7 protein-coding genes are annotated in these 13,872 nt (G+C 61.4%); 5 read left to right on the forward strand and 2 right to left on the reverse strand.

What is annotated here, in order from left to right; translation table 11 throughout:
- Positions 1–1,247 (forward strand): MFS transporter (locus HMPREF3055_RS03935; RefSeq protein ID WP_070738096.1); only part of this gene is annotated, 1,247 nt, incomplete at its 5' end.
- An 84-nt stretch (positions 1,248–1,331) separates the two neighbouring features.
- Here HMPREF3055_RS03935 and HMPREF3055_RS03940 read toward each other — a convergent pair.
- Positions 1,332–2,246, reverse strand: coding sequence for a shikimate dehydrogenase (locus HMPREF3055_RS03940; RefSeq protein WP_070738098.1), 915 nt, complete (start codon positions 2,244–2,246; stop codon positions 1,332–1,334).
- A 240-nt stretch (positions 2,247–2,486) separates the two neighbouring features.
- On the opposite strand from HMPREF3055_RS03940, the gene HMPREF3055_RS03945 reads away from it, so the two are divergent.
- The 4 genes from HMPREF3055_RS03945 (at position 2,487) to HMPREF3055_RS03960 (ending at position 12,144) form a co-directional block, all read left to right on the forward strand.
- Positions 2,487–7,376 (forward strand): NAD-glutamate dehydrogenase, encoded by a 4,890-nt coding sequence (locus HMPREF3055_RS03945; protein ID WP_070738100.1) that lies wholly within the window; start codon positions 2,487–2,489, stop codon positions 7,374–7,376.
- A 477-nt stretch (positions 7,377–7,853) separates the two neighbouring features.
- The gene (locus tag HMPREF3055_RS03950; protein WP_070738103.1) at positions 7,854–9,209 is read left to right on the forward strand and encodes a hypothetical protein; all 1,356 of its coding nucleotides are present in this window, start codon (positions 7,854–7,856) and stop codon (positions 9,207–9,209) included.
- Positions 9,210–9,242: 33 nt separating this feature from the next.
- Complete coding sequence (gene pelF / locus HMPREF3055_RS03955; RefSeq protein ID WP_049326812.1) at positions 9,243–10,958, forward strand: GT4 family glycosyltransferase PelF; 1,716 nt, start codon at positions 9,243–9,245, stop codon at positions 10,956–10,958.
- Complete coding sequence (locus HMPREF3055_RS03960) at positions 10,948–12,144, forward strand: putative glycoside hydrolase family 15 protein (RefSeq protein WP_070738106.1); 1,197 nt, start codon at positions 10,948–10,950, stop codon at positions 12,142–12,144. Before pelF ends, HMPREF3055_RS03960 begins: the two co-directional genes overlap by 11 nt.
- A gap of 112 nt (positions 12,145–12,256) precedes the next feature.
- On the opposite strand, the gene HMPREF3055_RS03965 is transcribed toward HMPREF3055_RS03960, so the two are convergent.
- Positions 12,257–13,693: a glyceraldehyde-3-phosphate dehydrogenase gene (locus HMPREF3055_RS03965; protein ID WP_070738108.1), complete on the reverse strand. Its 1,437-nt coding sequence runs from the start codon at positions 13,691–13,693 to the stop codon at positions 12,257–12,259.
- Positions 13,694–13,872: the final 179 nt, after the last annotated feature.

Consider the following 13,872-nt stretch of genomic DNA (forward strand, 5'->3'; position numbering starts at 1 on the left):
CCCTCGCCAGCTGGATAGGCTCCGCCCTCGAATACTACGACTTCGCCGTCTACGGCACCGCCGCCGCAATCGTGCTCAACCGCATCTTCTTCCCCGAAGACACCGCCGCCATCGGCATCCTCAAGTCCATGGTGGTTGTGGGCGTCGCCTACGTTGTGCGTCCCTTCGGCGCCATGATCGTTGGACCCCTCGGTGACCGCTACGGCCGCCGATTCGTCCTGATGCTCACGCTCTTCCTGATGGGCTTTGCCACCTTCGCAATCGGTTGCCTGCCGACCTACAGCGAGGCGGGTATCCTCGCCCCCACCCTGCTGGTCATCTGCCGCATGATTCAGGGCCTCTCCGCCGCCGGTGAGCAGGCAAGCTCCATCTCCATCTCCCTGGAGCACGCCAACGAGCATCAGCGCGCCTTCACGACCAGCTGGACCCTGCAAGGCACCCAGTTCGGCTCGCTACTGGCGACCGCCGTGTTCATTCCCTTTGCCGCCCTGCCGGACGAGCAGCTGCTCAGCTGGGGCTGGCGCGTACCCTTCTGGCTCTCCGCCTTCGTGGTGGTGACCGCCTGGCTGATTCGCCGCTCCCTCTCCGAGCCGCCCGCCTACCTGCAGCGCGAAAAGCTCACCGAATCCCCGCTCATGCTGGTCTTCAAGCACTACAAGCGCGCCGTGCTCACCATTGCCGTGTGCGCCATGGTCAACACCGTGAACATGGTCTTCACGACCTTCGCGCTTTCCTTCGCCACCAAGGGTTACGGCCTTGACCGCAGCACCATGCTGCTGGTGCCGGTCGCCTCGAATACTCTCGGCCTGATTGCGATTCCGCTTGCCGCCATGCTCGCCGATAAGATTGGCCGCAAGCCCGTTTTCATTACCGGTGCGGTGGCTTCTTCCCTAGTGATGTTCCCGTACCTCGGCGCGATTGCCGAGGGTAACTGGGTTGGTATCTTCGCCTACGGCGTGCTCATGCACGGTGCGCTCTACTCCATGGCGAACGGCGTGTGGCCCGCCTTCTACGCGGAGATGTTCCCGACCCGCGTGCGCGTGACCGGCCTGGCGCTCGGTACCCAGATTGGCTTCGCGATTTCTGGAGGCGTCGCCCCCGCCGTGGCGACGAGCCTCGCCGGTGCTGACCTGCATAATGCAGTGCTGCCCGCCGTGTTCACGGTTGCCATGTGCGTGCTCGTGGCGTTGGGTGCGCTGACGGCTCGTGAGGGTTACAAAAAGACCCTGGATGAGCTGGATGCATAGCCCACAGAATATATTCCGTATATAGAATAAAAGCAGGTGGGGCTGGATAGTTAGCTATCCAGCCCCACCTCCGTGTTTAATTTTCTAAACCCCTTGCTGTGCCGCAATCAGCGCCTCAAAATGAGCTGCCATGCGCTCTGCATTTGGTTCTAACTCGGTGAAGAGGCGGAAGGCATCCACCGCCTGACCGACCGCCATGTAGCCGCCCGTTAGCACCTCGCACCCGGCGGCACGCGCTACCTGTACCAGCTGTGTTTCCTGCGGCAGGTAGATGACGTCCGCAACCCACAGGCCCTCGCGCAGCACCCCGGCGCTCAGCGCCGAATCGCTCAACGGCATACCCGGATGCACGTGCATACCCACCGGGGTCGCATTCACCAAACCCTGAGCTTCCAGTAGAGCTTCAATGAGGCGCTCATCCTCGGTTAGTACCTCGATTCGGGTCTGGGGGAAGAGCCCACCCAGCTGCTCCGCCAGCCCCTGCGCCTTCGCCGCGTCACGCTCGAAGAGGCTCAGGTGGTGCACCCCCAGGCGGCACAGCGCGTACGCCGTGGCGCTACCGGCACCGCCGGCACCTAGCTGCACCACGTGCTCCATGCGAGCCGGATCCTCCGCCACCTGCGGCAGGCCGCGCTTCAGCCCCGCGATGAACCCCGAATAGTCCGTGTTGTCGCCGTAGAAGCTGCCGTCCTCGCGAATCACCACGCAATTGACCGCGCCCAGGGCGCGTGCCGCATCCGAGAGCTCGTGCAGGTGCTCCATGACGGACTGCTTGCACGGGTGCGTGATGTTGAAAGCGTTAAAACCGAGCAGTGCCGCCGCATCCAGAAGCGCTGGGGCGGAGGCGCCGTCCAGGTTCAGGGCGTCCAGGTCGACGGGGCGGTACAGGTAGCGCACCCCGTGCGCGTCCGCCTCCGCCTCGTGCATGGGAGGGGTCAGTGAGGAGGTGATGCCGTCACCAATGAGACCCACCAGGAAAGATTCAGTACGCAAACTCATAGTTTCACTGTACGTGTCCACCCCTCAAGATGCACCTACTTTCTTGAACCCGTACCAAATGCGCGCTGGATTTGGGAAGAAGATAAAAATAATTTCTACGCCCACAAGAGCGATATGTCTGACAGAAACACCTCAAAGGTATAAGCTTGGTATAAGTGCTCGCGCGCCACGGCGCGCACATGAGACCACACAGACACCGTCACAGTGAAGTGATACCGATATTCGGAGGATAGATTGTCAATGACTGACAAGGCTATGGCACACTTCGCTGGCGCCGATGCATGGGTCGAGCAGTATTTCCTGAACAGCCCCGAAGATGAGCGTGAAGAGTTCACCCCGGCAGAGTTAGAGGATTTGGCTCGCACCCACCGTGCGCTGGCTCAAATCCGCCTGCCCAAGACCCCTGTCGTTGCCGCACGCAACGACGAGTACAACACCACCTTGTACGTCGCGACCGACGACATGCCGCACATCGTCAGCTCCCTGACCGCATGCCTTGCCGCGCACTTTGGTGGTTTCGTCACCATTCTTCACCCTACCTTCCTCGCTGAACGCGGCCCGGACGGTACCCTCCTGAGCCTGCGCGGCACTGGCATGCGCGGCAACCTCGCCAGTGGCGATACCGCCACTCTTGGCGTGCCCTCCCTCAAGCTCAGCGAGAACGCCCCGGCGGGTACCACTGTCGCTATTGAATCCTGGATTGCGGTTCGCCTGACCCGCTACCTCACTGAGGAAGATCAGCGCCGCTGCGAGAAGGAAGTTGAGCGCGTCCTCGCTGACGTTCGCGCCTGCCATACCGACCTGGACGCTATGGTCACCCGCGTTTTCGACCTGGCGCAGTCCATGTATGACCTGCGCGGCGCAACCCTGGGCCACGGTGAAGAGTCCTACGCTGCCCACCCGCGCGGTGTGGAGCCCGCCTCCCGCGTGGAGGTGGCACAGGACTTCCTGCGCTGGCTGACCCGCGGCAACTTCGTGTTCATGGGTGTGAAGGAGCGCGTGCTGGACGGCACCTCCGGCACTATTTCCCTGGTGGACCGCCCCGGTTCGGCGCTCGGTATTCTGCGCACCACGGAGGGTAAGAGCCGCATCCCCCTTTCGGGCGAGACCCTGGAGCGTGCCCTGTTCCCGCGCCCCCTGTACATCACGAAGGCGAATTCCCGCTCCACCGTCGCACGGAACGACTACCTGGACTACATTGGTGTGCGCCGCTTCGACCTGAACGGCCGCGTGATTGGTGAGTACGTCATTCTGGGTCTGTTCACCCGTCAGTCGTACGCACTGCCCGCTATTGAGACTCCGCTGGTGCGTGAGCGTATCGCGATGGTGCGCCGCCGCCTCGGCTACCACCCCGGTTCTTACTCTGACAAGGCGCTTCTGGGTGCCTTGGAAGATTACCCGCGCCTGGAGCTGTTGCACGCTTCCGCTAATGACCTGACCGATACGTTCGGCGGCATCATGGGCCTGGAGGAGCGCCGCAAGACCCGCCTGTTCCTGCGCGCCGACCAGTTCAACCGGTTTATTTCCGCCGTGGTGTACCTGCCTCGGGATCGTTACAACACGAACGTGTGCTCCCGTATTCAGCGGGTGTTCCAACAGGAATTTGATTTTAGTGCCATCGACCATGAGGTGTACCTGTCCTCCTCATCGCTGGCGCGTCTATTTTTCCGCATTCGGCTCACCAACCCCAATGATGTGCCGAAGACGGATCATCAAGCTCTCGAAAAGCGACTGCAAGAAGCCGCCCGCTCCTGGGTGGAAGCAACCGCAGCTGCTATTGAGGCATGGAAACCCGGAGCGGCAGGCCGCCGACTCGCATCAGCCTGGGCAGATGCGACTAGTGCAGCCTACCGAGCCGATTACACAGTAGAACAAGCAATCGAGGATATCGTGATTCTTGAATCTCTCTCGGGCCAGAAGCCCGCCGCAATCAAGGTTGAAGCCGGCGAAGCCAACACCACCCGACTGAAGACCTACCTGTCCGCACCTCACACCCTCACCGAGCTGCTGCCGGTTATGCAGAATATGGGTCTGGTCGTTGTTGATCAGAAGCCTTACGAGTTCAAGCCTGAGGATGGCGAAGACTACGGCTACCTCTACGACTTCGGAGTTGAATTCCCCGAGGGCGTGGACGCAAACGCTGTGGCTTCCCTGTACGAGGATGCCCTGAACGCCTACCTGCTCGGTGAGCGCGAGTCCGATACCCTGGACCGCCTGATCCTGGCTGAGGGCCTGACCTGGCAGGAAGTACGTCTGTTCCGTGCCCTGAACCACTACCTGATTCAGCTGGGCCTGGGCTACACCCCGTCCTTCATGTCGAACACCCTGCTCGCAAACCCGGCCATCACCAAGCACCTGGTCGAGTTCTTCGAGGTCAGCTTCGACCCGAACAACGGTCTCAACGATGAGCAGCGCAACGCACGCCGTGACGAAATCGAAGCAGCCCTGGTTGAGGAACTGAACCAGATCCCCACCCTGGACGCTGACCGCTACCTGCGTTCCCTCGGCAAGGTCATCCGCGCTATCCTGCGCACCAACGCATACCTTGCTGACCGCCCCGCACTCGCGTTCAAGGTGGCACCGCAGGAGATTGACTTCGCACCCCTGCCCCGCCCCAAGTTCGAGATTTTCGTCTACTCCCCGCGCGTTGAGGGTGTTCACCTGCGCTTCGGTAGCGTCGCACGTGGTGGCCTGCGCTGGTCGGACCGCCGCGACGACTTCCGCACCGAGGTGCTCGGCCTGGTCAAGGCACAGATGGTGAAGAACGCCGTCATTATCCCCACCGGCGCGAAGGGTGGCTTCTACCCCAAGCAGCTGCCCGACCCCGCAGTGGATCGTGACGCATGGATCACCGAGGGTCGCGAGTCCTACAAGGTCTTCATCGGCTCCCTGCTGGACGTCACCGACAACCTTGCGGTGGGCACCGACGGCTCCGAGACCGTTGTCCGCCCCGAGGGTGTTGTGGCACGCGACGCTGACGACTACTACCTGGTCGTTGCAGCGGATAAGGGCACCGCAGCATTCTCCGACACCGCAAACGCAATCAGCCTGGAGCGCGGCTTCTGGCTGGGCGACGCCTTCGCATCCGGCGGCTCCGTCGGCTACGACCACAAGGCAATGGGCATCACCGCACGTGGTGCATGGGAGTCCGTCAAGCGTCACTTCGCTGAGCTGGGCCACGACGCTCAGACCGAAGAGTTCACCGCAGTCGGCATTGGCGACATGTCCGGTGACGTGTTCGGTAACGGTCTGCTCCGCTCCAAGGCAACCCGCCTGGTCGCAGCATTCGACCACCGCGACATCTTCCTGGACCCGAAACCGAACGCGGCAGTGTCCTTCGACGAGCGTCAGCGCCTGTACAACCTGCCCCGTTCCTCCTGGCAGGACTACAACCGCGACCTGATTTCCGCCGGTGGTGGCGTGTACTCTCGCGGCCTGAAGTCCATCGAGATCACCCCCGAGGTGCGCGAGGTTCTGGGCCTGGACGAGTCCGTCACCGAGCTGGCACCGACCGAGCTGATTTCCGCAATCCTCAAGGCACCGGTCGACCTGATCTACAACGGCGGTATCGGTACCTACGTGAAGGCATCCACCGAGACCAACGCACAGGTGGGCGACAAGGCTAACGACGCACTGCGCGTCGACGGCAAGGACCTGCGCGCCAAGATTGTTGGCGAGGGCGGTAACCTCGGCTTCACCCAGCTGGGTCGTATTGAGGCTGCACGCAACGGTGTCATCCTCAACACCGACGCAATCGACAACTCCGCAGGTGTGGAAACCAGTGACCGCGAGGTCAACATCAAGATTCTGGTGGACCGCCTCGTGGCACACGGCGAGCTGTCCAGCGAAGAGCGTGCTTCCTTCATCGAGTCCCTGCAGGATGAGGTCGGCGGCAAGGTCCTCGAGACCAACGTTGAGCAGAATGTGCTGCTGCAGGGTGAGTTCCACGGTTCCTTCCTGGGCATCAACCTGTACAAGCGCCTCATGCGCGACCTGGAAGAGCGCGCCGGCCTGAACCGCGCCGTTGAGTTCCTGCCCACCGACGAGGAGCTGGATGCACGCCTGGAGAACACCGGCGATCGTCTGACCCGCCCCGAGCTGTCCGTCCTGGCTGCGTACGTGAAGATTTACCTTACTCACGCACTGGAGCAGACCGACTTCGCGGACGACCCCTACCTGGAAGGCGTTCTGCGCAGCTACTTCCCGGCAGCACTGGTCGAGCGCTTCGGTCAGCACCTGGATTCGCACCCGCTGCGTAAGGAAATCATCTGCACCCGCGTCGCTAACGAGCTGGTCAACATCGGCGGTATCACCTTCGCATACCGCGTGATGGAGGAGTTCAACGTCGGTATCGATTCCGTCGCACGCGCCTTCATCGTCGCTCGCGAGCTCTTCGAGCTGGGCACCGCAGCTAAGCTGCACCGCGAACTGCCCCCGAAGACCCCGCTGGATGCATGGTTCACCGTCCTGCGCGACAACCAGCGTGTTCTGGACCGTGCAGTCCGCTGGTTCATCACCGAGCGTGGCGTGGTCGCTGGCACCAGCATCTCTGAGCTGCTGGAGACCTTCGGTTCCGTCGTCGAGATGCGCCGTAACCTGCCCGAGTACCTCTCCGGCATCTCCCGCGACCGTGTTCGTGCAAAGCGCGACGCAGGCGAGGCATGGGGCCTGCCCGAGGAACTCATCGTCATCTGGATTCGCGGCTTCGAGGGCTACGCCCTGCTGGACGTCATCCGTGCGGCACGCGACCACGACTTCGAGGCAACCTCGCTGGCACCGGTCTACTTCGCAACCTACAACCGCTTCAAGGTGGACGAGCTGCTCGGCCTCATCTCCGACCTGCCTCGCAACGACCGCTGGGAGATCCTGGCACGTCAGGCACTGCGCGGCAGCCTCTACGAGACCGCAGCAGAGCTGGCACTGTCCGTGGCAGAGGGCGCCAAGGGCGACTTCTCCACTGTGGAAGGTGCACAGCAGGCTCTGGACACCTGGGTTGAGGACCACCCGACCCGCGTCGGCAACATCGACCGCGTCCTGAAGGAGATCCGCGAAGCTGCTCCCGACGCATCCGGTCACCCGCGCTTGGCTGTAGTGTCTGTGGCACTGCGTACTCTCTCGAGCGCATCCTAAATAGCTAAGGCCCGTTAGGGTCGCTTAGAGCATCCCGGTTCCCTCCCTGTGGGAGGGGCCGGGATGCTTTTGCGCAGGGACACATGGTGCGTGCGCAGGTAGTGCGGGGGATCCTTGGTTGGGTGAACCTTGTGCCGGTGTGCCAGCGCGTCAGCACCTCGCGTGGAGCACCCAAATCAAGGTTGTTGCACCCCGCGTATATTGCATAGAATATTGCTCTCACTAGATGTTTTGCATTCTTGTGTGACGCGCATTATGTGGGTGTGTCCTAAATCCCTCCAAATATCAAGTAGAGGGTTAAGGAAACCAAAGGTTTTAGTTGATATATGCCGTATATTGATTCACGGCGGCATCAGCGCAAACCATGGGGACCCGGCACTTCTCGGTACGACGAGTCTTCCCCCCTGGCGCGTCACACGGTGCTGTTCAAACACACTGCCCCTAATCTTTACGATTATCGACTGAAAGTCTGCAAGATTGTCTACCAACCACGGTACCGAGGAAAAAACCACCACCGCCTGGCGCCTCCTCATTAACTTTCTGCTTTACGTTTCCCCGGTCGCGCTGCTGACCACCGTCTTCCCCATGGTCACCCCGACCATTAACCGGTACAACCTTGATGGTGTACCCCTGATCCAGGTGATTCTGGCGGCGTCCATTACCGTTCCTTGGCTCAGCCAGGCAGCCTGCCTGCCCCTTTACCGTGCTATCCAGATGGAGCACAAGAAGATTGCGGACGCCCGCGAAGGCCTGCGTATTCACGCTGAAACCCTTGAGCACCAGCTCAAGCGTGCCGAAGCACGAGCCGTACGCGCACGCATGTCCGAGCCGCAGTTCCAGGACATTACCGACCTGACCGCGTTCACCCGCAACTGGCTCTATCTCTTCTTCATGACCATGCCGCTGGTGCTGCTCTTCGCAATTCCGGTCGCCCTCGTTCTTCACTGGAGCCCGACTGCATTCGGTGCGTTCTTCGTCCTGGGCGTTCTCAACATTGCGTTCGCGCAGCTGCTGGTCATCCCGAACCTCGCGAAGAACCGCATCATCTGGTTCATCGCGTGGCTTGGCTACACTCTTGCCTTGTACTGCTATCCCGTCATCTGGTTCCTGCCGCCGCTGGTTGGTTCGCTCATCCTGCTTGTGAGCCTCGGTAAGGACCTGGTGCACCTGCTGCACTTCGCGCGCATCCCGCTCAAGGACATTGCGCTCGACGCCCTGCGCGGCTTCTTCACCGGCTCCATCATCTGGGCTGATAAGTACATGCTCTTCCTGGTCACCGGCGGTGAAATCAACGTCGTGGCAATCTACCTGAGCCTGATCCCCTGCGTTATCGCCTACAACTACTTCTTCGTGGTGGAGGCAGACCGCGTCAACGCAAGCATCCAGCACCTGTGGACCATCTTCGACCGCCTGCCCTACAAGGGTGTTCAGGAGGAGTCCTCGAAGGCTCTGCGCACCTCCAACCACGCTATCCGTAACTCCCTGCTGATTTACATCGCCAGCGCTATTGTCACCGGCATCCTGATGTTCATCTTCCTGCCGCAGTCCTACCCGCTGGCGCTCTCCGGCCTGGTCGTGGCGTTCCTCTTCGTTGCAGTGGCACTGCTGATTTACCAGATCGAGTACATGACCATGTACGTCACCGTGCAGCTGCTCTCCGCAGCGCACCTGGTGCTGCTCTTCATCTCCTTCATGATCCTGCCCAACGAGACCGGCTACCTGCCCATCATCGTGGGCGAGACAGTGCTCGCCTTCGCATGCTACCGCGTCTACCGTCAGGCGTGGGCTGCACCCGAGTACTCCCTCTTCTGGCGTCGAGCCCTCGCCTGGTAAGAACCGCACGGTCCGCGAAAGATACACACGACAATGACTGAACAGATGTACCGAAACCACTACGCGCCGCTGCAGCTTCCGGCTCCCGGCCCCCACTACAGCGACCCCGAATACCCGGACGTTGACGTCGCCATCATCATGGAATCCACCTACCCCTACCTCAAGGGTGGGGTGTCCGCGGTGGTGCACGATATCGTCTGCGAAAACCCGGATCTGACCTACGGCATTATTCACATCGCCTGGGATAAGAACTCCCCCCACGAAGACCTCTACGGCATGCCCGAGAACGTCAAGTGGGTCAAGGTGCTGTACCTGAGCCTGGAAGTCAACCGCGACGCCTTCGCGGAAGCCTGCGACCCCTCCGCACTGCGCATGAACTTTGCGGAGCGTCAGGCGCTCACCCAGCGCCTCATGGACGGATTCAGCGCCCTCATCGCCGGCGACGTGAACCCCCTCTGGAAGCTCTACGACGAGGGCATCAACCCCGCAACCCGCAGCTACAACCTCTTCGGCCTCTTCGGAACCCGCGAGTTCATGCAGGCGATTGCGGGTCTGGGCTTCTTCTCCGAGGTGCCCTTCGGTGAGCTCTTCTGGAAGGTGCGCGACTTCGTCTCCATCCTCTTTGCGATCCTGCACGAGCGGATGCCGCACGCCCGCGTCTACCACGCCCACACCACCGGGTACGCGGCACTCATCGCCGCCGCAGCCGCACGTGACCACGGCACCAGCTTCCTGCTGACCGAGCACAACCTGTACATTCGCGACACCGTGAACACCAAGCTCGAACGCAACATGGCGAAGCCCGTCACCACCGACTACGCCTTCCTCAACGAGGAGCGTGAGCACCCCGGCCTGGGCCCGGTCACCCTCGACGAGCGTGCCTGGTCCGTCTGGTTCGTCGAAATGGGACGCTTCTGCTACCCCAGCGCCGACATGGCAACCTACCTGTACCCCAAGGCACTGGAAGAGGCACGCGGTATTGGTGCGCCCATCGACCAGATGAACGCGGGCGAGAAGGACCGCGCAATCATTCTGCCCAACGGTATGCTCATCGAGTCCGTGGCGGAAGCCTACTACGCCCGCCAGTCGGCGCGTGCCCGCATCCTCGCTGAGGGCCGCGGCCACGTGTGGCGCTTCGTGTTCATCGCCCGCGTGGTGCCTATTAAGGGCCTGACCGACCTGATTCGCTCCCTCGCGGTGCTACGTGATCAGGGTCTGGTGAACTTCCACCTGGACGTGCTCGGCCCCAAGGACCACCTGCCCGAGTACTACGAACTGTGCCTGCGCACCATCGAAGAGCTCAACATGGGCGAGTACATCACCTTCCACGGCACCGTGAACGTGCGTGCGATGCTCGACCGCTTCGACCTGCTGCTCATGCCCAGCTACAATGAGGGTCAGCCGATTGTGGCGCTCGAGGCGATGGCTGCGTCCATCCCGCTGGTCAGCACCGACGTGGGCGGTATGTCCCAGCTCATCGACGATGTGCTGGTCGCCCCCGACGGCCACGAAATCGGTAACTGCGGTATCTTGACCATCCCCGGCGATATTCACGGCTTCGCGGCGGCGCTGCGCACCCTCATGGAGGAGCCCAGCATCTACGAACGCTACTGTGTGAACGCCTACGACCGTATCGTCAGCTTCTTCCAGCTGCGACTGGTCATGGACCGCTACAACACGATCTACCGCGAGCTGGGCAAGCTGCCCCCTCGCGCCCCCGAATTCGACCCGGAGTACGATGGCGAATAAACTCACCCGCTTGGGCGGACCCGGCAAATTTGGTGCCTGGGTCCGCTACGGCGGTAAGCCCATTACCCAGCAGCAGCTCGATTTTGCGGTCAAGAACTACTCTGTCGCAATCCTGCAGCCCTGGGAACTGGACGCAGCACGCTACCTGAAGAAGCGTGCACCTCAAATGGTGGTACTGGCGTATAAGTGCCTGTCTTCCACCCGCTCCTATGAGCCCGGCCCGATTTATTCCTCGGGTGTGTCTTACCCGCTGGCGCAGTCCATGGCGAACTCCGGTAAGGATTTCTTCGCCCACCGCCTCAACGGTGACCGCATCGAGTGGAAGGGCTACTCCAAGCACTTCCAGATGCAGGTGTGGAACGCCGACTACCGCTGGCACTGGGTGGACGCTGTGGTGCGCGAAATGCGCGACTCACCCTTCGACGGGGTCATGGCGGATAACGACGTGGAGAACGACTACTACGGTCTGGACCTGCCCATCCAGGGCGTGGAGTCCATGACGAAGATCCGTGAGCACCTGGATTTTCTGGTTGCTTACGCCGGTATTGAGCTGAATAAGATCGGCAAGATTCTGGTGCCCAATATTGCTGAAGCGCGTCTGCGCTGGGGCAAGTGGGAGCGTCACAGCGCCTACGGTGGCGGCTTTGAGGAGGTGTGGCTCGGCTGGGGTCCGAACGATTACCTGACCTCGCCGTATGCCGTGATGCAGGGCCGTGAGATTGCGAACGGCTCGGCGGGTGACGTCAACCTGGGCGCTACTTTTGCGGGCCTGGGTGGCCGCAGTGCCGCCTCGCAGAAGAAGGTGACGATTCTGCGCACCCCGCTTAGTGACCGCAAGGCTCCGATTACCGGCACGGATGAGAACTTCCTCTACGGTTTGGCGGGCTTCTGGGTGTTCGGCGGAGGCGCCTTCACCGGCATCAGCGCAACCCACCACGACGCCTACGACGAGATTCCGCACGCCCCCGAGCTCTCCTATGATCTGGGGGACCCGGTCGGCGGCATTATCGCGCAGAAGACCGCGCAGACCCGCGCGTTTACGAACGGCTGGGCGGCACTGAACACCGGCTCGAAGGATGTGACCGTGAAGGTTCCCTCCGGTTTGGTGGATGCGGCAAACCGCCCGGTGCCCTCGAGCTTCACGCTGCGGGCGCATCAGGGTGTGGTGTACCGCCGTAAGGCGTAATTTACCCCTTATTTGCGCATATAACCTCATAAACAAACCCACCGGCAATATAGCCAAATGGCTATATGTACCGGTGGGTTCGTTATATGTGTGTCAGATGAGCTGGGGTGACCTACTTAGCGGGGTAGGAGGGCACGTCGTAGCCGCCCATACGCTCCAGAACGCGAATCACCTGGCAGGAGTAACCGAACTCGTTGTCGTACCAGACGTAGACAATTGCGGAGTCATCGGTCACCACGGTAGCCAGCGAGTCCACAACACCCGCGGTGCGGGAGCCCACGAAGTCGGTGGAAACGGCCTCGGGGGAATCCGAGTAGCCCACCTGGCGGCGCAGAGCACCGTCAATGGACTCGCGGCGGAACAGCTCGTTCAGTTCCTCAGCGGAACCTGCGGGCTTGGTCAGCTTCACGTTCAGGATTGCCATGGAGACATCCGGGGTGGGAACGCGGATAGCGTTACCGGTCAGCTTGCCCTCCAGCTGCGGCAGAGCCTTCGAAACAGCCTTAGCAGCACCGGTCTCGGTAATGACCATGTTCAGCACAGCGGAACGGCCGCGGCGGTCACCCTTGTGGAAGTTATCGATCAGGTTCTGATCGTTGGTGAACGCGTGAACGGTCTCAACGTGGCCGCGCTCAACACCGTATGCGTCATCCAGAACCTTCAGCGCCGGAGTGATTGCGTTGGTGGTGCAGGATGCTGCGGAGAGGATCTTGTCCTCATCGGTGATGACGTTGTCGTTCACGCCGAACACGATGTTCTTCATGTCGCCCTTACCGGGAGCGGTCAGCAGAACACGAGAAATACCGGGGCGGTTCAGGTGCTGCTCGAGGCCCGGAACGTCGCGCCAGCGGCCGGTGTTGTCCACCAGCAGAGCGTCGTTGATGCCGTACTCGGTGTAGTCGACAGTGGTCGGGTCCGAAGAGTAAATGAAGCGAACCGGAACACCGTTAGCGATGATGGTGCTGTTCTCCTCGTCCACCTCAATAACGCCCTTGAAGGGGCCGTGAACCGAGTCGCGCTCCAGCAGGGATGCACGCTTGACCAGGTCCTTATCACCGTTCTTACGCACCACAACAGCGCGCAGGTTCAGACCAGAACCCAGCGGCGAGGAGGAACGCTCCAGCAGAATACGAGCCAGCAGGCGACCAATACGACCGAAGCCGTACAGCACAACGTCCTGCTCCTTCGGCTGGTCACCCTGGTGGTTCACAGAGGAACCCAGCTGCTCGGGCAGCCACATGGACAGCTCGGGGGAGCCCGCCTCGTGGTGTGCCTTGTGCAGGGCAGCAATGTTAATCGAGCAAGCGCCCAGGTTCAGCTCAGTCAGAGCACGAACCAGCTCGAGGGAGTGCGCGGGGTTCAGGGGCGCACCATCGATGTGGGATACGAAATCGTGCAGCTTCAGCAACTCAATGACAGACTTGTTGACCAGGCTGCGGCCGTGAATGCTCAGCACCACGCCGTTCTCGCGGTGCAGCTTACCGATGAGGGGGATCAGCTCCTCTGCGGTAGCCTCACGGTTAACCCAGGTAGCGGTTGCAGTCGTCACGTATGACCTTCTTCCTAACTTCGTCGTTGGAGGGTAGGCGCGACGGTGCTGTCGCGTCAATACCGTGCCGGGCGTTAAGACCCGGCGTCGGTTTAAGTCTAACCCGTGCGGACCCCTTCAGAGCCTCAAAATTAGTGATATTGGGGCTAAAAGTCAGAAGAGGTAAAAGTCAGTTCCTG

Source organism: Rothia sp. HMSC061C12, from assembly GCF_001815755.1.
GTDB classification, from domain to species: Bacteria; Actinomycetota; Actinomycetes; order Actinomycetales; family Micrococcaceae; genus Rothia; species Rothia mucilaginosa.